Below are 19,684 nucleotides of genomic sequence, written 5' to 3'. Positions count from 1 at the left end.
TCAGCGGTAGTCCTCCCAGCCGCCGTCGCCGCCCTTCTCCATGACCTCGGCGATGTAGCGCCACACCTGCGGCCGGCTGCCGTCCACGTCGGTGACGCCGTACGCCTCGGCCAGCTCGCCGCTGGACACCGAGGACCCCGACCACCGGCGCCGGTCGGGGTCCTGGGCGAGGGCGGCCACGCCACGACCGGCGTAGGCGGGGGTCTCGGAGACCATCCACGCGCTGTCCGCCTTCGCCTCGCGCCAGTTCTCCTCGGTGACGCCGAAGCCGTCCAGCATCGTCTCCGAGCGCAGGAACCCGGGCGTGACGGCCACCGCCGTCCCGCCGTACGGGCGCAGCTCGTGGGACCAGGCGAAGGCCAGCCGGTTGACCGACAGCTTGGCCAGGTCGAAGTAGACGTTCTCGCGGTAGCGGGTCCGGTGGAACTCCCAGGTGCCGTCGGTGACCTCCACGACCAGGCCGCCCTCGTGCCGGATCAGCAGCGGCAGCAGGTGGCGGGCGCTGATGAGGTGGGTGTCGACGGCCAGCCTGAGCAGGCGCAGCCCGTCGTCCAGGTCCTGCTCCCAGACGGGGGTCTCCCACTTCCACAGGTGGTCGCCGCCCCACACGTCGTTGACCAGCACGTCCAGGCGGGCCTGTTCCCGTTCGACGCGGGCGGCCAGCCCGGCCACCGCCGCCGGGTCCAGGAAGTCGACGGGGACCGCGATGCCCGTCCCGCCGGCCGCGCTCACCAGCTCGGCGGTCTCCTCGATCGTCTCCGGACGGTTCATCTCCGAACGGCGCTCGCGCGTGCTCCGTCCGGCGCAGTAGACCGTCGCTCCGGCCGCCCCCAGGGCGACCGCCATTCCTCGTCCCGTTCCGCGGGTCGCGCCCGCCACCACAACAATCACGGGCACGATCGTGGCCCGGATACCCGCCACCTCCTGTCATGTTTTCCGCAGGAACGCTGTGATAAGTAGTTGATTACCATGAACAGCGAATTCGAGCTCCGCGGGGTCAACCACATCGCCCTGGTCTGCTCGGACATGAAGCAGACCGTCGACTTCTACTCCGGCGTGCTGGGCATGCCGCTGATCAAGACGATCGAGCTGCCCCTGGGCTGGGGCCAGCACTTCTTCTTCGACTGTGGCGGCGGCAACGCGCTGGCCTTCTTCTGGTTCCCCGACGCGCCCGAGGGCGTGCCGGGGGTCTCGGCGCCGAAGAACCTGCCGGACCGGGGCGAGCTGCTGTCGGCGGTCGGCTCGATGAACCACATCGCCTTCGACGTGCCGCCCGAGCGCATCGAGGAGTACCGCGACCGGCTGGTGGCCAAGGGCATCGACGTGGGCGTGCTGCTCAACCACGACGACAGCGAGTTCGGCGTGGCGCCCGCGATGCACGAGGGCGTCTTCGTCCGGTCCATCTACTTCAAGGACCCCGACGGGATCCTGGTGGAGTTCGCCGCCTGGACGCGGCCGGTCGGGCAGCCGGGCGACGTCCGGCACGAGCCCAGGACCGCCGCCGACCGGACCGTCTGATGCCGCGGCTGCGGCGGGTGCCGCCCGAGGAAGTGACCGACCCCGTCGTCCGGTTCTTCCACGACCGGCTGCTGTCCCCCGACGGCACGGGGACCGCGACCGGCTCGCCGGGCGACTGGTGGACGGTCTTCGCCCTCGACCCCAAGATCTTCCGCCACTGCGTCAAGGGCTTCCAGATCTACCGGGAGTCACGGCTGGACCCGGTGCTGCGCGAGCTGGGGCAGACCAGGGCGGGCTGGGCGCGGCAGAGCCAGTTCGTCTACTCCCAGCACTGCAAGCAGCTCAGGGCGCTCGGCGTGTCCGAGGAGAAGGTGCGGGCGGTGGCCTCCTGGCAGGTCAGCGACCGGTTCGGCGAGCTGGAGCGGGCGGTGCTGGCCTACACCGACGGCCTGGTGCTCGACGGCGGCCGGGTGCACGACGAGGTGTTCGCCGTGCTGCGCGCCCACCTGCCCGACGAGCAGATCCTGGAGCTGACCTACATCGTCTGCCTGTACGAGATGCACGCCACCATGGCGCGGGCGCTGCGGCTGGAGTTCGACGACCGCCCCGACCCGATCACCGAGGTGCCCGCCCCCGAGGGGTACGGGACGCGCGACATCGCCGACGAAGTGACCGTTCGTCGCGAGTAGCCGACCATTCGCCGATCGCCCGGTTCCGCGCGGCGCGCGAGCGACTTAACGTGCCGTTGGCGAGGGGTGGCTTGGTCTCACATATTGAGATTTCATCTCGACATTTAGGCCAAACCGTAATGTTCCGGACATTGGGTTTAATACCCCCGGAAAGCTAATCTCCCTCCATTGACGACGTTGTCAGGAGCCGGTCAACACGCCGCTCCTGATCCCCCAATCGGAGGGCCGATGACTACCGGGGAATCCGGGCAGCCGCCGCGTACCGACCGCAGCCCGTGGAACTGGCTGCTGGTCGTGCCGATCGTGCTGCCGCTGCTGACGTTCCTGTTCAACTCCGACGAGCCGCGCCTGCTCGGCTTCCCGCTGTTCTACTGGCTGCAGCTCGCCTTCATCGTGGTCGGCGTCGGCTGCACCACGATCGTCTACAGGATGACCAAATGAGCGGGCACGTGACCGAGCTGGTCGTCTTCGGGCTGCTGTTCGTCCTGGTCAGCGGCATGGGCTTCGTGGCGGCCCGCTGGCGGCGGCCCACCGACCTGGCCAGCCTCAACGAGTGGGGCCTCGGCGGCCGCAGCTTCGGCTCCTGGGTCACCTGGTTCCTGGTCGGCGGCGACCTCTACACCGCCTACACGTTCGTGGCCGTGCCCGCGCTGGTGTTCAGCTCCGGCGCGCTCGGCTTCTACGCGCTGCCCTACACCGTGGTGGTCTACCCGCTGGTGTTCCTGGTGCTGGCCCGGATGTGGTCGGTCTCGCACGTGCACGGGTTCGTCACGCCCGCCGACTTCGTCCGGGCCCGGTTCGGGTCGCCGACGCTGGCGCTGCTGATCGCCATCACCGGGCTGGTGGCCACGATGCCGTACATCGCGCTGCAGCTCGTCGGCATCGAGGCCGTGCTGAAGTCGATGGGCATCACCGGGCACCTGCCGATCATCATCGCCTTCGCGATCCTGGCGGCCTACACCTACCAGTCGGGCCTGCGGGCGCCCGCGCTGATCGCCTTCGTCAAGGACGCGCTGATCTACATCGTGATCCTGGCCGCGGTCATCTACATCCCGGCCAAGCTGGGCGGCTGGGGCAACATCTTCGACATGGCGCAGGCCAAGTTCGACAAGACCCCCGCGCCGGGCGACGGCATCCTGCTCAACGGCGCCAACCAGCTCCAGTACGTCACGCTGGCCTTCGGCTCGGCCCTGGCGCTGTTCCTCTACCCGCACAGCCTCACCGGCGTGCTGGCCTCCAAGAACCGCAACGTCATCAAGCGCAACATGTCGGCGCTGCCCGCCTACAGCTTCGTGCTCGGCCTGATCGCGCTGCTGGGCTTCATGGCCATCGCGGCCGGCACCAAGCCGGTCGGCGGCGACCCGAACACGATCGTGCCGAACCTGTTCGACCAGCTCTTCCCCGACTGGTTCGCCGGCGTGGCGTTCGCGGCCATCGGCATCGGCGCGCTGGTGCCGGCGGCGATCATGTCGATCGCGGCGGCGAACCTGTTCACCCGCAACATCTACCGCGAGTACATCAACAAGCAGGCCACCGACGCCCAGGAGGCCAACGTCTCCAAGGTCGTCTCGCTGGTGGTCAAGGTGGGCGCGGTGCTGTGCATCCTGCTGCTCGACCCGCAGTTCTCGATCGACCTGCAGCTCATCGGCGGCGTGATCATCCTGCAGACGCTGCCGTCAGTGGCGCTCGGCCTGTACACCCGCTGGTTCCACAAGGGCGGCCTGATGGCCGGCTGGGCCGCGGGCCTGGCGGCGGGCATGTGGATGCTCTACCTCATCCCCAACCCGGCCAAGGGCAAGGAGCACTTCGGCGGCTCGGCCTTCGGCCTGTCGAACCTGGGCCTGGACACCAAGATGACCCTCTACGCGGGCTTCCTCGCGCTGATCGTCAACCTGGTCGTGGCCGCGGTCGCCACGCTGATCTTCCGGGCGGCCAAGGTGGCCGACGGCGCGGACGCCACCCGGCGCGGCGACTACTTCGCCGATGAGGGCGACCCGGACGTCAAGGACCTGGACCTGGCCGGCTCCCACTGACGCTCACGGCCGCTGGAGGTAGCCGGGATCGGCCACCTCCAGCTTGGCCCGGACGGCCTGGACCAGGGCGGTGGTGAGCGCGTCGTCGCCGTCGAAGCGGCCCGCGCGGACGGCGGCGGCCAGCTCGGCGTCGTCGGCCACGCCCAGCGCCGCCAGCCGCGCGGCGTGCTCGGCGGCCTGGTCCTGGCCCAGCTCCATCTCCCGTTCGACCATGGCGAGCACGTTGATCGCCACCCGCGTGTGGAAACGCACCCGCCCCTCGACCGCGGGCAGCACGTCGTCCCGCAGGAACCCGCGGACGGCCGCGACGAGCTGCGCGGCGGTGGGCACGTCATGGGGCTGCGCCATCGGCGGCACTCCCGTCACCTCGGCTCCGGAGCCGTACGCCCGCGCACGGCCAGTCGTGAGCCCAGGCATATGGATCACCGCCCTGCCTGTCAAGGCCCCCGGCCCACGGATGACCTTTCTCCACCCCTGGGACGACAGACCTCCGCCCACGATCGGCGTGTCTCTACCGAGCCGCCCGTACCGGCGGTGGCGGGCCCCCGCGCGACGATGGCACGCTTCCCGAGCGGCCCGGCCCTCCGGGGTCACGCGGACGGCCCGGACGGCTGGGAAAGTCGCCCGGCGCAGCTCCCGGCCCCCGGCCTCCCGGGCCGCTCAGCCGCAGTCAACACCCGAGGGAGCGCAGCATGAACGACGACGTACGCGTCAAGGCCTGCCGCATCAACGACCACGTGGAGCTCATCCACGACTCCTCCCCGGACGTCGTCCTGGAGATCCCGCGCCGCGACTGGCAGCACTTCCTGGAGGCGGTCAGGTCGGGCGCGTTCGAGCTGGAGGTCCTGCCCCGCAAGGCCGAGGAGAACGCGGCCTGACCCCGTCCCCTCCGAAGGGCCCGGCGGCCGCGGATGCCCTGCGGCCGCCGGGCCCTTTCCCGTGCCGCGGCGCGTCCGCGCGGGCCGGGCGGCCGCGGGCGGCACGACGGGAGCCGGTTCTGTCGGTGGGCACGCGTACGGTCGGTCCAACCGGACGGTGGGTGATGTCGGTGACCGAGGAGCAGGCCGCGGTGCTCGCCCTGACCAGGGCCACCGCCGGGCCGTGGCACCACACCGCGCGGGTCGTGGAGGCCCGGGGCAGCGCGCTGCGACTGGCCCGCGGCGACCTCGGCGGGCTCGGCGAGCATGACAGGGCGCACGCCGCGCGGGTCTGCGCGCGGCTGCGGCCGGGCGACCTCGGCCGGGCCGAGGCGCTCATCGCCGCCTGCCCCGCCGCGCTGGTGACCGTGCTCGACGACGGCTATCCGGGCAACCTGGCCTGCGCCCACAACCTCCAGCCGTTCCTGTGGGTGCGCGGCCGGCTGGGGACCGGCGACCACCGGTCGGTGGCGGTCACCGGCGACGCCCCCGGCGCCCGCGCCGCGGCCCGCGCGCTGGCCGCGGCCGGCCTGACCGTCGTGTGCGACGCGCCGCGCACCGCCGGTGCGGCGGCGACGGCCGGCGGCCGCGCGATCGTGGTCGGCCCGGACGACGGTCAGCCGACGGCCGTCGTGGCGGTGTCGCCGTTCTGGCCGGGCACGGCCGCGACGGCCCGGACGCGGGCGGTGACCGGGCTGGTGACCAGCGGGCTGGCCGCCGCGCTCTACGTCACCGGCGACGGCGACGGCGAGCGGGCGGCGATGGCGCTGTCCCAGGGCAAGCACGTCTTCGCCGCGCCCGGCCTGCCCTGGACGCCCCGGCTGGCCTACCGGGGAGGAGTCACTGTCGTAGCGGGCATTGACGAGCTGGCGCGCCAGGCGGTCAATCTTGTAGATGTGACCCGGCTGACGACCGTCTTCTGACCATGGGCGACGCCCGCGCGGTGACCGAGGCGTACCTGCAGATCTTCCGCAACGTCCCGGCCGCCGGCCCCGGCGTCTGCCGGATCTGCCACACCGGCACCGGCGGGCCGTCCGGGCTCTGCGTCACCTGCGCGGTCACCACCCAGGGCCTGTACCGCCACACCGAGCACGTCGTGCCGGTCTCGCTGTGCGTGCGCGACGGCGACGGCGCCCAGCTGCACGCGATCGTGACCCGCCGCAGGGACCCGCCGGGCAGCGTGCGCCGGGTGCCCTTCCTGGCCGCCACCGTGGCGCGTTTCCACCGGGCCCACGCGACCTGCCTGACCCGGCTGGCCGGCGGCCCCTTCACGATGGTCACCACGCTGCCCGGCACCCGGCTCGACCGGCCCATCGAGGTCTTCGGCCCGATGCCGCGGATCGTGGACATGGTGGGCGACCTGCGCGGGCTGCACCGTCCCGTGCTGATGGCGGGGTCGGCGCAGGCGGCCGAGAACCTCGCGCGGCGGCGTTCGGACGAGCGGGCCTTCCAGGTGCTGGGCCGCGTCGACGGCGCGCGGGTGTTGCTGGTGGACGACCTGTTCGTCTCCGGCGCGCACGTCCAGAGCGCGGCCTCGGCGCTCTACCTGGCCGGGGCGCGGGCGGTGGTCGCGCTGGTGATCGCGCGGCTGGTCTTCCCGCGCGCCTGCGGCGACACCGCCCGGCTGTGGGAGCGGGCCTGCGCCGAGCGGTTCGACTTCGATCGGTGCTGCCGCGCGGGCGCGCCGACCGTTGACCGCGCAACGGATTTCGGTTGAGATCACCCCATGAGCTTCGCCGTACCCGAGCACGTCCGGCCGATCCGCGACGCCGTGCGCGCGTTCATGACCGAGCGCGTCGAACCGGCCGAGGAGGTGCTGCACGAGGGCGGGCCGCAAGCCGCCGCCACCATGGCCGGGCTGCGGGACGAGGCCAGGAAGGAGGGCCTGTGGGCCCTCGGCCACCCGCGCGAGCTGGGCGGCGGCGGGCTGCCGTTCCTCGACTACGTCTACGTCAACGAGGTCCAGGGCCGCAGCGAGTACGGGCAGCTCGCCCTCGGCACGTTCACCCTGCAGGACTCGCTCATGCTGCACGAGCACGCCTCCCCCGAGCAGCGCGAGCGCTACCTGGAGCCGCTGGTGCGCGGCGACATCTCGCCCAGCTTCGCGATGACCGAGCCGGAGGTCTCCAGCAGCGACCCCACCCAGCTCACCACCTCCGCCGTGCTCGACGGCGACGAATGGGTGATCAACGGGCACAAGTGGTTCACAACGGGCGCGTCGGTGGCGGCGTACACGACCGTGATGTGCCGGACCGAACGGGACGCGCCGCCCCACCGGGCCTTCTCCATGATCCTCGTGCCGACGGACACGCCCGGCTACACGATCGTGCGCGAGACCCCCGTGCTGGGTCTCGGCGGCGCGCACTGCGAGGTGCGCTACGAGGACGTGCGGGTGCCGGCCGCGAACCTGCTGGGCGAGCGCGGGCACGGCTTCGTCATCGCCCAGCGGCGTCTCGGGCCCGGCCGGATCTTCCACTGCATGCGCTGGCTCGGGCAGGCGCAGCGGGCCTTCGACCTGATGTGCCGGCGGCTGCACGCGCGCACCGCCTTCGGCGAGCCGCTGGCGGCCAAACAGCTCATGCGGCAGCACGTGTTCGACTCCTACACCGAGATCCAGGCCGCCCGCCTGCTCACGCTCCAGGCCGCCGAGGCCGTGGACGCCGGCTCGCAGGCCCGCGTCGAGATCGGCGCGATCAAGGTGGTGGGGGCGCGCATGCTGCACAACGTCATCGACCGGGCCGTCCAGGTGTACGGCGCGGCCGGCCTGACCCCCGACACGCCGCTGGACCGCATGTACCGGCACGCCCGCGCCGCGCGCGTCTACGACGGCCCCGACGAGGTGCACGTCGACGCGGTCGGCCGCCGCCTCCTGGGCGCGTACGCGGCCGGCGGCGCCTGGGAGTTCGGCCCCCGATGAACCGGGTCGAGACGATCGTCCGCGAGGTGTACGGCCCGGACGCGGCCGTCCCGTACGCGGTCAGGCTGCCCGGCGGGGCCTCCAGGGAGACCTGGGCCCTGGACGTGGTCGTCCCCGGCGGCGACCGGCACGAGCTGGTGCTCCGGCTTGACAGGCCGGGGGCCGCCCTGGAGGCGGGGACGGGGCTGGCCGAGGAGGCGCGGCTGATGCGGGCGGCGGCCGACGCCGGGGTCCCTGTCCCGCACGTCGTGGCCGCCGCCGGACCGCCCACCGGACCGCCCGCCGGCCCACCCACCGGCCCACCCACCGGCCCACCCACCGACTCGCCCACCGGCCGGCCCCCTGGGCCGCCCGCGCGACCGCTGGCCGAACCGCCCGCCCCGCCGCCCGCCCGGCCGCCCGCCGGGCCGTACGTCCTGATGAGCCGGGTCCCCGGCGAGACCATCCCGCGCCGGATCCTGCGGGACGAGGCGTACCGGGAGGCCAGGCCGAAACTGGCCGCCCAGTGCGGGCGGGCGCTGGCGGCCATCCACCGCATGCCGCTGTCCTGCCTGCCCGAGACCGGACCCGCGACCGAACCCGAGACCGGACCGGCGACCGAACCCGAGACCGGACCCGAACCCGCGACCGCGCCGCAGGCCGTGCCCGCCGACCCGCTGCGCTTCTGGCGTGACGTGCTCGACCTGACCGGCCAGCCGCACCCGGTGTTCGAGCTGGCCCTGCGCAGGCTGGAGGCCGATCGGCCGCCCGCCGTCCCGGCGAGCGTCGTGCACGGCGACTTCCGCAACGGCAACCTGATCGTCGGCCCGGAGGGCGTCAGGGCCGTGCTCGACTGGGAGCTGGCCCACGCCGGCGACCCGCTGGAGGACCTGGGCTGGCTGTGCGTCAAGGCGTGGCGGTTCGGCTCGCCGCTGCCCGTGGGCGGGTTCGGCGGCTACGACGAGCTGACCGCCGCCTACGAGGAGGCCGGCGGCCGGCCCGTCGACCTGGACGCGCTGTGCTGGTGGGAGACGTTCGGGGTGCTGAAGTGGGGGATCATCTGCGTCATGCAGACCATGCGGCACCTGCGCGGCGGCGCCTCCTCGGTGGAGCTGGCCGCCCTCGGCCGCCGCGCCTGCCAGAACGAGTGGGACCTGCTCGGCCTGCTGACCTGACCTGACCTGACCTGACACGGCCGCCCGCCGGTCGGCCCGCCGGAGCCCTCAGCCCCCGGCGACGGCCGCCGCGATCACGTCCACCAGCCCCTCCACCACCTGCGATCGGTCGACCTCCGGATGCTCCAGCCACCAGTCGCCCGTCGTCTGCACCATGCCGACGAACGCGTGGCCGAGCACCTGCGCCCGCACCGGGTCGGCCACCACCCGCTCGTCGGCCAGCACCCGGCCCAGCTCCTCGCCCAGGCCGCGCACGAGCGAGGTCATGTGGGAGCGGATGCGGGTGTCCTCGGCGCTGGCCCGGTGGAACAGGAAGCGGTAGAGGTCGAGGTTGGCCGAGATCAGGTCGAGATAGACGCCGATGGCGGCGCGGGCACGGGCCCGCAGGTCGGTGCCGGGCCCGGCGAACTGCGGGCGGAGCTGGGCGATGACCGTGCGCACGTGGCGGTCGGCCAGCGCCTGGTACAGGCCGCTCTTGTCGCCGAAGTGGCGGTAGAGGACGGGTTTGGTGATGCCGGCCTCGGCGGCGATGGCCGCCATCGACACCTCGGGGCCCTCGGCCAGGATGGCCCGGTCGGCGGCGTCGAGCAGCGCCCTGCGCCGGTCGGGGTCCCGTCTGCTCATCTGCTCAGGATAGATCGCAGACGACGCGGCAGCAGCGCCGAGAAGACCAGTAACGCGCCGGTGTAGGCGTACAGGCCGGTCGCCCCTGCGAGGGTGCCGGGCGGCTCGGCCCACGGCGGCTCCCACAGGCCGGGCAGCGCGCCCGCCAGGCCGATCGCGGCCCGCAGGTCGAGGGCGAACAGCACGCCCGCCACCGCCAGCGGCACCCCGCAGGCCAGCGCCGCGGCGGGCCAGGCGGCCAGCACCGCGACGATCAGGGCCGCCGCCGCCAGCAAGCCCACCCCGGCGGGGGCCGGGGCGAAGGCCGCCTGCCCGGCCCGCAGCGCTCTGGCGCCCGCCTCGGTCAGGTAGTAGACGGGGGGAACGGCGGCCAGGCCCACGCCGACGCCGATCAGAACTCGTACCTCACCGGTCACAGAGGCCATCGTCCCCCGCTCACGGACGGCTCACGCGGCGGTTAGGTTTTTGGGCATGAAGAACACCGGCACAGGCCCAGGCGCCATCACCCCCGACGGATCCCCGGTCGAGTTCTACACCCTCCTCCAGCCCGGCCGAGACGCCGACGTCGTCATCCAGGAGACCCCGCCGGGCGGGTCCGTCCTGGAGCTCGGCGCCGGCGTCGGCAGGGTCACCCACGCGCTCGTCGAGGCCGGGTTACAGGTCGTGGCCGTGGACGAGTCCACCGAGATGCTGGCGCACGTGCGCGGGGCCGAGACCGTGCACGCGCGGCTCCAGGACCTGCGGCTCGACCGGCGCTTCGACACCGTCACGCTGGCCTCCCAGCTCGTCAACGTCGTCGACGTGGAGGTCAGGCGATCCTTCCTGGCGGCGTGCGCGCGGCATGTCAAGCCGGGCGGGGCGGTGCTCGTCCAGTGGATGACGGCCGAGCGGCACGACGGCTGGCGGGCCGGCTCGGGCAGGAAGGACGGCGACGTCACGATCACCCTGGCGGAGGTCGAGGAGATCTCCCCCGGCGTGTTCGCCGCGACCATGCGCTACGAGCACGGCGACCGGGTCTGGACCCAGTCGTTCACCTCGCGGCGCATGACCGACGACGAGCTGGCCGACGCCCTGGCCGCCGAGGGGCTGCGGCTGGAGCGGTTCGTCACCGAGGACCGCATGTGGTTCCTGGCCCGCCCCTTTACATCGTAGATTTCGGTGTAAATACTGGGAAATACTGGAACTGTTGATACCCTCGCGCCATGAGTGACCCGCTGGACGAGCTGGAGCGGCGGATCGACGGGCTCCGGGCCGGCGTGCGCAAGGCCATGCGCGTCAGGGACGGCGCGACGGCCCGCGTCCTGCGCGCCGAGCTGCGCGCCGCCGAGCGCGCCTGGGACGCCCTGGTGAGCGGCGAGCAGCCGCGCGCCAGGGCGGAGGGGCCCCGGCTGGTCACCGTGCGCGAGCAGGTCCACCAGGCGCTCGCGCTGCTCGGTGCCGCCGCGCAGCCGCGCCTGGTGGTGGCGGTCAGCGGCGCGTTCTTCGCCGGCACCATCCGCAGCGCCCAGCTCACCAGCCTGCGCCGCGACGAGGAGCGCTCGTTCCGGTCCACGCCGCACGGCAGGCCGTACTACCTGTGCGCGGCGCTGACCGACCGCCTCTCCCCCGCCCGCGGCCTGCTGACGCTCAGCACCTGGCCGCTGGAGCGGCGGGTGGTCGGCCCGCTCAGCCCCCGCGTCGACTTCCTGACCTGCGCCATCGCGGTGGCCTCGCACGACGGCGAGGACGAGCGGGCCCTGCGCTTACTGGCGCGGATGGCCAGGAACGTGCCCGGCGCCACGGCCACCGACCTCGGGCCGCCCGACCGCCGGCGGATCGCCGAGGCGGCCAGGGCCGAGCTGGCGGTGCACGCAGAACGCGACACGCGCGACCGCGCCGAGCTGGCACGACGCGCCACATCCCAGCTCGGTGACGTGGCCAGGCTCTTCGGCGCCGCTACGCTGGGCACGATCAAGGAGGAGACAGCGACGTGAGCGGCTTGAGACGCGAGGACGGCCCGGCCCACCGGCTCGACGCGCTGCGCGGCACGACGCCGCCCAAGCCGCACGACGCCAGAGCGATCGCGGCCCTGGCCGCCAACCCCGGCTGCACCCGCCGGGCCCTCATGGACGGCGCCGGCGTCGACAAGGACGCCGCCGCCCGCCACCTGGGCTTCCCGGCGCCGTTCGGCCAGTCGCCGTTCGCGATCACCCGCGGGAACGCGTTCGAGGCGCTGGTCAAGGCCGACGGCTGCGCCGAGCTGCTGCGCCTGCTGCGCGAGGTGCTGGACCTGCCGGTCGCCGAGGTGGCCTACCACGACGTGGAGAACGTCGGCGCCCACCTGCGCCACACCCACACCCGCGCCCTGTTCGACCGGGCGGCGCGCGGCGACCAGGACGCCGGCACGCTGTTCGACCACCCGCTGCTCAGCCTGGAGATCGCCGGCCACACCGCGTTCCTCGAACCCGACGTGGTGGCCTTCCAGCTCGGCGGGCGCTTCCACGTGGTGGAGATCAAGTCGTTCGCGGTGGTCGACGGGCAGGCCGAGCCGGCCGCGGTGGCCGCCGCCGCCCGCCAGGCCGCCGTCTACGTGCTGGCGCTGCGCACGATGCTGGCGGAGCTGGGGCACGACCCGCTCACCGTCTCCCACGACGTGGTGCTGGTGTGCCCCGAGAACTTCGCCAACCGGCCGGTGGCGACCCTGGTCGACGTGCGCAGGCAGCTGGCCGTGCTGCGCCGTCAGCTCACCCGGATGACCGGCCTGGACCGGCTGCTCGCCGCGCTGCCCGAGGACCTCAGCTTCGACCTGCGGCCCGGCGAGGACGGCCGGCCCACCCGTCCGGCGGCCGAGCTGGCCGACGCGCTGCGCAGGACCACCGCCCGCTACGCGCCCGACTGCCTGTCGGCGTGCGACCTGTGCTTCTTCTGCCGCGACGAGGCCCGCCAGGAGGGCGCCTCCGACCTGCTCGGCCGCCAGGTGCGCGACGAGCTGGGCGGGGTCGCCTCGGTCGCCGAGGCGCTGGGCCTGGCCGACGGCCTGCGCGACCCGGCCGACGGCCAGGAGGAGATCGCCGGCCTGCTCCGCAACGCCGAACGCCTGCGCAGGGAGTGCCTCAGTTGAGCCTGCTCACCTCGCTCGCCCGGCTGCGCGCCCTGCGGGAGGGCATCGCCCAGCCCGTCGCCACGGTCCGCCACTGCCACGTGGGCGCGCGGCCGATGGTGTTCATCCCGCTCAAGCTGTCGGGCGAGGCCGCCGCGCCGCTGGCCGCCATGCTCGGCACCGACCGCGACCGGCCGCGCCTGCTCGTCGTCACCCAGCCGCGCAACCGCGAGCTGCGCTTCGCCTGGGCCGCCGAGCTGGCCGGGGTGCTGCTGCCGTACGTCGAGGGGTTCACCGCCGACACCGAGACGGTGGAGCGCAAGAACGCAGACCCCTACGAGCGGGCGCTCGACGCGCCGCAGCTCGTCCTGCCGAACCAGGCGGGCGTCGGCTTCACCAGGCTGCTCGGCCGCTCCACGCGCTTCCGCAGGCCCGACGGGCCCTACCCGGTGCCGCCCGAGGTGCCGCTGCTGGGGCGGTGGCTGACGTACTTCGCGGAGAGGGCGGCCTACCCGGGATCGTCGCTGACGCTGGCCGCCACGGAGGAGCTGGGCCGCCACTGGGCCAGCGGGCAGAGCGCGCTGGAGGACGCCAACCTGGCCGCGCTGCTGTCCTGGATCACCCAGGGACCTTCCGACGACGCCGAGGACCCGCTGATCTGGCCGCCCGCCGGGCCCGCGACCGATCCGGGCTTCGACGCCGAGGTGCTCGCACCGGCCATCGACAGCGAGTCGCCCGAGCGGGTCGCCGAGGCGCTGCGCACCCAGCTCGAACCCACCTGGCGGCTGATGTGGCAGGCGCTCGACCTGCTGGCCGGGCTGGAGCCGGGCGCGAGCGTGGCCCAGCGCTGGGAGCAGGACCGCGGCTCGTTCAGCGCCATGGCCGCCCACATCGCCGAGGGCGCGCCGCCGCAGGCCAGGCGCGACGGCGCGGTGGCGGCCGCGGCCAAGCTGGCCCGCATGGAACGTGCCCAGGCCGCCTACGACGTGCAGCGCGCCTACGACGACCCGCTGGTGATGGCCGAGTACCGGCTGACCGGCGAGGCGTTCGCCGGCGAGGTGGTCGAGACCGTCCCCGACAACGTCGAGGGCGAGGGCCGCTCGCGCAAGCTGCGTCCGCTGGTGGTGCTGAAGACCGACGACCCGGTACGCCTGCCGCCCGGGGCCGCGCTCGGCACCCCGCAGCGCCGCGGCCAGGGCGCCGAGCTGGTGGAGGCGCACGGCGGGCTGATCACCCTGAAGATCACCAAGGGCATGGGCCGGGGGAAGACGCCCGCCCCCGGCGCCGTGCCGGAGATCGGCGAGCGGGTCTGCTACACCTCGCTGACCGACGACTTCCAGGGCTCGCCGGCGCTGCCCGAGGCCGAGGCCACGCCTTGGACGCACGGCGGGCCGCCGCAGGAGTACATCCCCGACGACGAGGACGCCCAGGAGGAATGGTCGTGAGCGAGAGCCCGGAGCAGGTGATCGCGAACGTCCTGGCCGACCTGCCCAGGAACCGCGGCGTCGTGGTCGACTCCCCGCCGGGCGCCGGCAAGTCCACGCTGGTCGTGCGGGCCGCCGCGCACATCGCCGCCACCGGCGAGCCGCTGATGATCGTCGCCCAGACGAACGAGCAGGTCGACGACCTGGTGGCCCGCATCTCCGACAAACACCCGCACCTGAAGGTCGGACGGCTGTCGGCCGGCGGGTACGTGCCCCACCCGCGCATGCTGGAGCTGGCCGGCGTCACGATCGGCACCAGGATCCAGGACCTCGGCGACCCCGACATCGTCATCGCCACGGCCGACAAGTGGGCGTGGATCTCCGGCCGGGTGTGGCCGTGGGCGATCGTGGACGAGGCGTACCAGATGCGCTCGGACAAGCTGCTGCGCATCGCGGGGCTGTTCGAGCGGGCGCTGTTCGTCGGCGACCCCGGGCAGCTCGACCCCTTCTCGATCGTCGACGGCGACCGCTGGTCGGGGTTGTCGTGGGACCCGTTGCAGAGCGCGGTGGCGGTGCTGCTGCGGCACAACCCGGAGCTGCCGGTCCATCGGCTGCCGGTGTCCTGGCGGCTGCCCGCCTCGGCCGCGCCGGTGGTGTCGAAGGCGTTCTACCCGTTCACCGGGTTCCGGTCGGGCACCTCGGCGGGCGACCGGCGGCTCGAACTGACCGCGGGCGGCATGGGCACCGTGCACGACCGCGCGCTGGAGGAGGCCGCCCGGTCGGGGTGGGCGCTGCTGGAGCTGCCCGAACGGCACACCGTGCGCACCGACGGCGAGGCCGTGCAGGCCGTGGCGCTGCTGGCGGCGCGGCTGCTGCAGCGCGGCGCCGTGGCCGCCTCCGAGCAGGGCGAGCGGCCGGTGACCGCCGACCGGATCGCGGTCGGGGCGGCCCACCGCGACCAGGTGGCCGCGATCAGGAACGCCGGGCTGCCGCCGGAGATCACCGTGGACACCGCCAACCGCCTCCAGGGCCGCGAGTACGACGTGACGATCGTGCTGCACCCGCTGTCGGGCCGCCGCGACGCCACCGCCTTCCACCTGGAGTCGGGGCGGCTGTGCGTGCTGGCCTCCCGCCACCGGCACGCCTGCGTGATGGTGGCGCGGGCGGGCATCGCCGAGCTGCTGGACGCCCACCCGTCGGCCGAGCCGGTGCAGCTCGGGGTGCCGGTGAAGTTCCCCGACGGCTGGGAGGCCAACCAGTCGGTGCTGGAGCACCTGGCCCGCCACCGGGTCTAGCGGGAGCCGGTGACGGGACGGCGTCAGAGGCGGCGCCGCCAGACGTCGATGGCCAGCACGCGGCGCATGCCCGCCGACTCGTACAGGCCCAGGGCGGGGGTGGTGTTGTTGCTGTCCACGTGCAGGATCGTGCCCTTGCGGCCTCTGGAGGCGTCGGCGGCGAAGGCGTGCCGGAGCAGGAAGCGGCCCAGGCCCCGGCCGCGGAAGCGCGGGTGCACGGCGAGCGTGGCGACGTAGCCGCAGTCTTCGTCGGGGACGAACTGGTTGTTGCCGATCAGCACGCCGGCGGGCTCCCCGTCGATCCTGGCCAGGGTGAGCTGGCTCCAGTCGGTGACGCTCATGGCCTGGCGGCGCTCGTACCAGTGGTCGTAGTCGACCGAGATGAAGCCGAAGTGCTCGGCGAAGCCGATCTGGTGCACCTCGTGCGCGGCGCGGCGGGTCTCCTCGTCCTCGCCCGTGTGCAGGGTGAGGCCGGGCAGCGGGGCGGGCGCCTCGACGGGGGCCGTGTGGTCGGCGCGCATGCGGTGGAAGCTGGTGCCGGGCTCGAAGCCCTGCTCCTTGGCGTAGGACTGCTTGTCCTGGTCGGCGCGGTAGATGCCGATGTCGAGGGTGACGCCGTCGTGGCCGCGCTCGGCGCCGAGCTCGCGGGCGCGGGCGGTGACCGTGCGCCACAGCTCCTGCCGCAGGTCGTCCAGGCCGGGCAGGCCGGGGCGGGTGATGACCTCGATGTTGACCAGGTCGCTGTCGCCCACGCGGCAGGCCCAGGCCCAACCGGTCAGGCGGCCGGTCTCGTCGTGGGCCAGCCAGCCGTCCCTGTCGAGGTCGAAGCCCGGCTCGGCCAGCTCGTCGGCGATGTCGTCGAGCGTCATGTCGGGCGAGCCGATGACGTCGGTGTCGTAGGCCGCGACCAGCTCGTGGATGGCCGCGGCGTCGTCGACCCGGGGGCGGCGCAAGATGTGCATGGGGAGGATTGTGCACACTTCGCCCACCCCGGCGCCTCCCAATTTTCCCGGGGTGGCTAGGCTGGCCGGGTGGTCGACAGGAAGCCGCTACACATCGAGGTCGCCACCCCCGGCGCGACGACCGTCGCGCTCGCCCTGTCCGGCGACCTCGACTACGAGTCCGTCAGCCGGCTGGGCGACCTCCCCGTCCCCGCGGGCTGCACCGCGATCGACGTCGACCTGTCCCGGCTGACCTTCGTCGACTCCTCCGGCCTGGCCGGGCTCGTCCGCCTCCAGCTGCGGGCCGCGGACGCCGGCGCCGTGGTGCGGGTGGTGGCGCTGACGCCCTATCTGCGCAGCCTGTTCCAGCTGACGGCGATCGACCGGCTGTTCAGCCTGCCGCCGGGCTGACCGCCTCCTGCGGGGCCGCCTCCGCGGGAGCGCCGCCGCGCAGCGGGATCTCCTTGATGAAGGCCGCCAGCAGCGGCACCACGACGGCGAAGGCGATGGCCCACCAGAACACGCCGGAGATCGAGGTCGCCAGCGACTCCAGGATCCCGGTGCGCATCTGCACGGGGAGCTGTTCGAGCTGCTTGGGGTCCATCCTGGCGCCGCCGCCCGAGGTCATGCGCTCGGCCGCCTGGGCGCCGAACCGGCCGGTCAGCTCCGACAGGTAGTGGTTGTTGAAGATCGCGCCGAACAGCGAGACGCCGAACGAGCCGCCGATCGACCGGAAGAACGTGGTGGCGCTGCTGGAGACGCCGAGGTCCTTCTGCTCGACGCTGTTCTGCGCGATGAGCATGGTGGTCTGCATGAGGAAGCCCATGCCGAGGCCGAGCACGGCGATGTAGAGGCCGGTCTGCCAGGAGGCCGTGTCGACGCCCATCGTGGACAGCAGCCACATGCCGGCGGCCATGCCGACGCCGCCGACGATCGGGTAGATCTTGTACTTGCCGGTGCTGGTGATGGCCTTGCCGACGAACAGCGACACGACCATGGCCGCGGCCATCATGGGCAGCAGCAGCAGGCCGGAGTTCGTCGCCGTGGCGCCCTGGACGGTCTGCTGGAACAGCGGCAGGAAGTTGATCGCGCCGAACATGGCGAAGCCGAGCAGGAAGCCGATGCCCGAGATCAGGGTGAAGTTGCGGTTGCGGAACAGCTGCAGCGGCATGATGGGCTCGGCCACGCGGCGCTCGACCACGATGAAGCCGGCCAGGAAGACCACGGCGACCGCGATCAGGGTGAGGATCTGCCAGGAGCCCCAGGTGTACTCGTTGCCGCCCCAGGTGGTGATGAGCACCATCGCGGTGATGCTGACCGACAGCAGGACCGCGCCCGCCCAGTCGATGCGCACCTTGTTGTGCGTGCGCGGCAGGTGGAGGTTGAGCACGAGCAGGACCAGCGCGACCGCGCCGACCGGCAGGTTCACGTAGAAGGCCCAGCGCCAGTCGAGGTGGTCGGTGATGAAGCCGCCGACCAGCGGGCCGGCGATCATCGCCAGCGACATGACGCCGGCCATGATGCCCTGGTACTGGCCGCGCTCGCGGGGCGGCACCAGGTCGCCGATGATGGCCATGACGTTGACCATGAGACCGCCGGCGCCGAGGCCCTGGATCGCGCGGAAGGCGATCAGCTCGGTCATGCCGTCGGCCGGGCCGCCCAGCATGGAGGAGCCGGCCATGCCGCACAGCGCGGAGCCGATCATGAAGATGACGACCGAGGTGATGAAGATGGTCTTGCGGCCGTACAGGTCGCCGATCTTGCCCCAGATCGGCGTCGAGACCGTCGTGCCCAGGACGTAGGCGGTCACCACCCACGACAGATGGGTCAGGCCCCCTAACTCGCCCACGATGCGCGGCATGGCCGTGCCCACGATCATGTTGTCCAGCATGGCCAGCACCATGGCCAGCATCAGGCCCGGCAGGACGACCATGACCTCGCGGCGCCGTCCGACTGCCTCCGCCACTGCACACCCCCAGTTGTGATCTTGCTTACTTGCCGACCGGCAAGCTTAGAATAAGCTAGATACTTACTTGCCGACCGTCAAGTCGAAATCAAGGTGCAAAGTGCGGGAAGACACGCGGGCGCGGATCCAGGAGATCGCGCTGAAACTCTTCACGGAGCAGGGTTACGAGGCGACCTCGCTGCGCGAGATCGCGGAAGAGCTGGGCGTGACCAAGGCCGCGCTGTACTACCACTTCAAGACCAAGGAGGACATCATCGGCAGCCTGGTCGACCTCCGGGTCGCCGAGCTGCAGGAGCTGCTGGAGTGGGCCAGGAACGCGCAGAAGACCCCCGAGACCCGCCGCGAGCTGCTCGAACGCTACGCCGAACGGCTGCGCCAGCCCCGCTACCTGGCCGTCGCCCGCTTCCTGGAGAGCAACCAGACGGCGATGCGCAACCACCCCCAGCTCGCCAAGATGCGCGACACGATGATGGAGCTCACCGCCGAGATGAGCGACCCCGGCGCCACGCCCACCGAGCGCATCAGCCGCTCGCTGGCGCTGTTCGCGCTGCACGCGGGCAAGTGGCTGTCGATGGCCGGCGAGGGGCTGACCGAGGAGGAGATCGACAAGGCGTGCATGGAGGTGGCGCTGCGGCTCGTGGAGCAGTAGCGACCTCTGTGGCGCTTCGGCGGCGCGACGGACGATTGGCGCGCGGGATCCGGGGCAGAAGGCTCGCACGCATCCAGACGGGAGGAGACGCAGTGGAGGCGACGATAGCGCTCCGACTGCCCAGGGATGCGGCGAGCGTCCCGCTGATCAGGCAGATGCTGGACGGCACGCTGCGGTCGCTCGGCGTCGAGGCCCAGATTCGCGACGACATCGAGTTGATGCTGACCGAGGCGTGCGCGAACGTGGTCAAGCACGCGACGCCCAGCGACGACTACACCGTCAGCGCCTGCGTGCACGACGACCTGTGCGTCATCAAGGTCGTCGACACGGGGGGCGGTTTCGATCCGAACAAGGTGATCGAACCCGGCCCGGGGGCCGAGCACGGCCGCGGACTGCAGATCATGCGCGCGCTCGCCGACGACATCCGGTTCACCAACGTGCGCGAGAACGGGGCGATGGTCTGCCTGGAGAAGAAGCTGCGCTTCACCCCCGGGGCGGCGGGACAGCATCTCATCGCCAGGTGACCCGCACACCGGGG

23 protein-coding genes are annotated in these 19,684 nt (G+C 72.8%); 17 read left to right on the top strand and 6 right to left on the bottom strand.

Annotated features, from left to right (window positions below; translation table 11 throughout):
• On the bottom strand, nucleotides 1–891 hold the full coding sequence (locus tag AB0C33_RS12225; protein WP_358286479.1) for an SDR family oxidoreductase: 891 nt from the start codon (nucleotides 889–891) through the stop codon (nucleotides 1–3).
• A 78-nt stretch (nucleotides 892–969) separates the two neighbouring features.
• Here AB0C33_RS12225 and AB0C33_RS12220 point away from each other — a divergent pair, with 78 nt between their 5' ends.
• The 4 genes from AB0C33_RS12220 (at nucleotide 970) to mctP (ending at nucleotide 4,180) form a co-directional block, all read left to right on the top strand.
• On the top strand, nucleotides 970–1,518 hold the full coding sequence (locus AB0C33_RS12220) for a VOC family protein (RefSeq protein ID WP_358286477.1): 549 nt from the start codon (nucleotides 970–972) through the stop codon (nucleotides 1,516–1,518).
• Nucleotides 1,518–2,147: a carboxymuconolactone decarboxylase family protein gene (locus AB0C33_RS12215; protein WP_358286475.1), complete on the top strand. Its 630-nt coding sequence runs from the start codon at nucleotides 1,518–1,520 to the stop codon at nucleotides 2,145–2,147. The genes AB0C33_RS12220 and AB0C33_RS12215 overlap by 1 nt, the downstream gene beginning before the upstream one ends.
• 228 nt (nucleotides 2,148–2,375) lie before the next feature.
• Nucleotides 2,376–2,588, top strand: a complete 213-nt coding sequence (locus AB0C33_RS12210; protein WP_352329975.1) for a DUF3311 domain-containing protein — start codon at nucleotides 2,376–2,378, stop codon at nucleotides 2,586–2,588.
• Nucleotides 2,585–4,180 carry a monocarboxylate uptake permease MctP gene (gene mctP / locus AB0C33_RS12205; protein WP_358286474.1) on the top strand — a complete coding sequence of 532 codons (1,596 nt, stop codon included), beginning with the start codon at nucleotides 2,585–2,587 and terminating at the stop codon, nucleotides 4,178–4,180. The genes AB0C33_RS12210 and mctP overlap by 4 nt, the downstream gene beginning before the upstream one ends.
• A 3-nt stretch (nucleotides 4,181–4,183) precedes the next feature.
• On the opposite strand, the gene AB0C33_RS12200 is transcribed toward mctP, so the two are convergent.
• Complete coding sequence (locus tag AB0C33_RS12200) at nucleotides 4,184–4,528, bottom strand: DUF6285 domain-containing protein (RefSeq protein ID WP_358286472.1); 345 nt, start codon at nucleotides 4,526–4,528, stop codon at nucleotides 4,184–4,186.
• Between the two features lie 344 nt (nucleotides 4,529–4,872).
• Here AB0C33_RS12200 and AB0C33_RS12195 point away from each other — a divergent pair, with 344 nt between their 5' ends.
• The 5 genes from AB0C33_RS12195 (at nucleotide 4,873) to AB0C33_RS12175 (ending at nucleotide 9,168) form a co-directional block, all read left to right on the top strand.
• Complete coding sequence (locus AB0C33_RS12195) at nucleotides 4,873–5,058, top strand: hypothetical protein (RefSeq protein ID WP_352350903.1); 186 nt, start codon at nucleotides 4,873–4,875, stop codon at nucleotides 5,056–5,058.
• A 170-nt stretch (nucleotides 5,059–5,228) separates the two neighbouring features.
• Nucleotides 5,229–6,020, top strand: coding sequence for a hypothetical protein (locus AB0C33_RS12190; RefSeq protein WP_358286470.1), 792 nt, complete (start codon nucleotides 5,229–5,231; stop codon nucleotides 6,018–6,020).
• 2 nt (nucleotides 6,021–6,022) lie between these two features.
• Nucleotides 6,023–6,814 (top strand): hypothetical protein, encoded by a 792-nt coding sequence (locus AB0C33_RS12185; protein ID WP_358286468.1) that lies wholly within the window; start codon nucleotides 6,023–6,025, stop codon nucleotides 6,812–6,814.
• Between the two features lie 9 nt (nucleotides 6,815–6,823).
• Nucleotides 6,824–8,014 (top strand): acyl-CoA dehydrogenase family protein, encoded by a 1,191-nt coding sequence (locus tag AB0C33_RS12180; protein ID WP_358286467.1) that lies wholly within the window; start codon nucleotides 6,824–6,826, stop codon nucleotides 8,012–8,014.
• Nucleotides 8,011–9,168, top strand: a complete 1,158-nt coding sequence (locus AB0C33_RS12175; RefSeq protein WP_358286465.1) for a phosphotransferase family protein — start codon at nucleotides 8,011–8,013, stop codon at nucleotides 9,166–9,168. The genes AB0C33_RS12180 and AB0C33_RS12175 overlap by 4 nt, the downstream gene beginning before the upstream one ends.
• 48 nt (nucleotides 9,169–9,216) lie before the next feature.
• On the opposite strand, the gene AB0C33_RS12170 is transcribed toward AB0C33_RS12175, so the two are convergent.
• On the bottom strand, nucleotides 9,217–9,792 hold the full coding sequence (locus AB0C33_RS12170; protein WP_357975501.1) for a TetR/AcrR family transcriptional regulator: 576 nt from the start codon (nucleotides 9,790–9,792) through the stop codon (nucleotides 9,217–9,219).
• Nucleotides 9,789–10,208: a hypothetical protein gene (locus AB0C33_RS12165; RefSeq protein WP_358286463.1), complete on the bottom strand. Its 420-nt coding sequence runs from the start codon at nucleotides 10,206–10,208 to the stop codon at nucleotides 9,789–9,791. Before AB0C33_RS12165 ends, AB0C33_RS12170 begins: the two co-directional genes overlap by 4 nt.
• A 55-nt stretch (nucleotides 10,209–10,263) precedes the next feature.
• Here AB0C33_RS12165 and AB0C33_RS12160 point away from each other — a divergent pair, with 55 nt between their 5' ends.
• From AB0C33_RS12160 to AB0C33_RS12140, 5 genes are read left to right on the top strand one after another with little or no spacing between them, the layout of a single operon-like run.
• Nucleotides 10,264–10,944 carry a class I SAM-dependent methyltransferase gene (locus tag AB0C33_RS12160; RefSeq protein WP_358286461.1) on the top strand — a complete coding sequence of 227 codons (681 nt, stop codon included), beginning with the start codon at nucleotides 10,264–10,266 and terminating at the stop codon, nucleotides 10,942–10,944.
• A 50-nt stretch (nucleotides 10,945–10,994) separates the two neighbouring features.
• On the top strand, nucleotides 10,995–11,765 hold the full coding sequence (locus AB0C33_RS12155) for a hypothetical protein (protein WP_358286459.1): 771 nt from the start codon (nucleotides 10,995–10,997) through the stop codon (nucleotides 11,763–11,765).
• Nucleotides 11,762–12,892, top strand: coding sequence for a hypothetical protein (locus tag AB0C33_RS12150; RefSeq protein ID WP_358286457.1), 1,131 nt, complete (start codon nucleotides 11,762–11,764; stop codon nucleotides 12,890–12,892). The genes AB0C33_RS12155 and AB0C33_RS12150 overlap by 4 nt, the downstream gene beginning before the upstream one ends.
• Entirely contained in the window at nucleotides 12,889–14,316 is a 1,428-nt protein-coding gene (locus tag AB0C33_RS12145) for a hypothetical protein (protein ID WP_358286456.1), read from the top strand. Before AB0C33_RS12150 ends, AB0C33_RS12145 begins: the two co-directional genes overlap by 4 nt.
• Nucleotides 14,307–15,590 (top strand): AAA family ATPase, encoded by a 1,284-nt coding sequence (locus tag AB0C33_RS12140; RefSeq protein WP_358286454.1) that lies wholly within the window; start codon nucleotides 14,307–14,309, stop codon nucleotides 15,588–15,590. Before AB0C33_RS12145 ends, AB0C33_RS12140 begins: the two co-directional genes overlap by 10 nt.
• Before the next feature lie 23 nt (nucleotides 15,591–15,613).
• Here the strand turns inward: AB0C33_RS12140 and AB0C33_RS12135 are convergent, their stop codons facing one another.
• Entirely contained in the window at nucleotides 15,614–16,552 is a 939-nt protein-coding gene (locus tag AB0C33_RS12135; protein ID WP_358286453.1) for a GNAT family N-acetyltransferase, read from the bottom strand.
• Nucleotides 16,553–16,621: 69 nt separating this feature from the next.
• Between AB0C33_RS12135 and AB0C33_RS12130 the strand changes: the two genes are divergently transcribed.
• Complete coding sequence (locus tag AB0C33_RS12130; RefSeq protein ID WP_358286451.1) at nucleotides 16,622–16,942, top strand: STAS domain-containing protein; 321 nt, start codon at nucleotides 16,622–16,624, stop codon at nucleotides 16,940–16,942.
• Here AB0C33_RS12130 and AB0C33_RS12125 read toward each other — a convergent pair.
• Complete coding sequence (locus tag AB0C33_RS12125; protein ID WP_358286449.1) at nucleotides 16,923–18,497, bottom strand: MDR family MFS transporter; 1,575 nt, start codon at nucleotides 18,495–18,497, stop codon at nucleotides 16,923–16,925. The genes AB0C33_RS12130 and AB0C33_RS12125 overlap by 20 nt on opposite strands.
• A 100-nt stretch (nucleotides 18,498–18,597) precedes the next feature.
• Between AB0C33_RS12125 and AB0C33_RS12120 the strand changes: the two genes are divergently transcribed.
• Complete coding sequence (locus AB0C33_RS12120; protein ID WP_358286447.1) at nucleotides 18,598–19,146, top strand: helix-turn-helix domain-containing protein; 549 nt, start codon at nucleotides 18,598–18,600, stop codon at nucleotides 19,144–19,146.
• 92 nt (nucleotides 19,147–19,238) lie between these two features.
• Nucleotides 19,239–19,670 (top strand): ATP-binding protein, encoded by a 432-nt coding sequence (locus AB0C33_RS12115; RefSeq protein WP_352350930.1) that lies wholly within the window; start codon nucleotides 19,239–19,241, stop codon nucleotides 19,668–19,670.
• Nucleotides 19,671–19,684: the final 14 nt, after the last annotated feature.

Origin of the sequence: Nonomuraea sp. NPDC048881 (assembly GCF_040649795.1) — a bacterium.
Classification (GTDB): domain Bacteria; phylum Actinomycetota; class Actinomycetes; order Streptosporangiales; family Streptosporangiaceae; genus Nonomuraea.
Note: the sequence above shows the minus strand (reverse complement) of the source record. Positions and strands in the feature narration are given on the sequence as shown.

Excerpts from the sequence above, each read along its gene's own strand:
- AB0C33_RS12220 (WP_358286477.1), top strand. The coding sequence starts at position 970 with ATGAACAGCGAATTCGAGCTCCGCGGGGTCAACCACATCGCCCTGGTC.
- AB0C33_RS12215 (WP_358286475.1), top strand. The coding sequence starts at position 1,518 with ATGCCGCGGCTGCGGCGGGTGCCGCCCGAGGAAGTGACCGACCCCGTC.
- AB0C33_RS12210 (WP_352329975.1), top strand. The coding sequence starts at position 2,376 with ATGACTACCGGGGAATCCGGGCAGCCGCCGCGTACCGACCGCAGCCCG.
- mctP (WP_358286474.1), top strand. The coding sequence starts at position 2,585 with ATGAGCGGGCACGTGACCGAGCTGGTCGTCTTCGGGCTGCTGTTCGTC.
- AB0C33_RS12200 (WP_358286472.1), bottom strand. The coding sequence starts at position 4,528 with ATGGCGCAGCCCCATGACGTGCCCACCGCCGCGCAGCTCGTCGCGGCC.
- AB0C33_RS12195 (WP_352350903.1), top strand. The coding sequence starts at position 4,873 with ATGAACGACGACGTACGCGTCAAGGCCTGCCGCATCAACGACCACGTG.
- AB0C33_RS12185 (WP_358286468.1), top strand. The coding sequence starts at position 6,023 with ATGGGCGACGCCCGCGCGGTGACCGAGGCGTACCTGCAGATCTTCCGC.
- AB0C33_RS12180 (WP_358286467.1), top strand. The coding sequence starts at position 6,824 with ATGAGCTTCGCCGTACCCGAGCACGTCCGGCCGATCCGCGACGCCGTG.
- AB0C33_RS12175 (WP_358286465.1), top strand. The coding sequence starts at position 8,011 with ATGAACCGGGTCGAGACGATCGTCCGCGAGGTGTACGGCCCGGACGCG.
- AB0C33_RS12170 (WP_357975501.1), bottom strand. The coding sequence starts at position 9,792 with ATGAGCAGACGGGACCCCGACCGGCGCAGGGCGCTGCTCGACGCCGCC.
- AB0C33_RS12160 (WP_358286461.1), top strand. The coding sequence starts at position 10,264 with ATGAAGAACACCGGCACAGGCCCAGGCGCCATCACCCCCGACGGATCC.
- AB0C33_RS12155 (WP_358286459.1), top strand. The coding sequence starts at position 10,995 with ATGAGTGACCCGCTGGACGAGCTGGAGCGGCGGATCGACGGGCTCCGG.
- AB0C33_RS12140 (WP_358286454.1), top strand. The coding sequence starts at position 14,307 with ATGGTCGTGAGCGAGAGCCCGGAGCAGGTGATCGCGAACGTCCTGGCC.
- AB0C33_RS12135 (WP_358286453.1), bottom strand. The coding sequence starts at position 16,552 with ATGCACATCTTGCGCCGCCCCCGGGTCGACGACGCCGCGGCCATCCAC.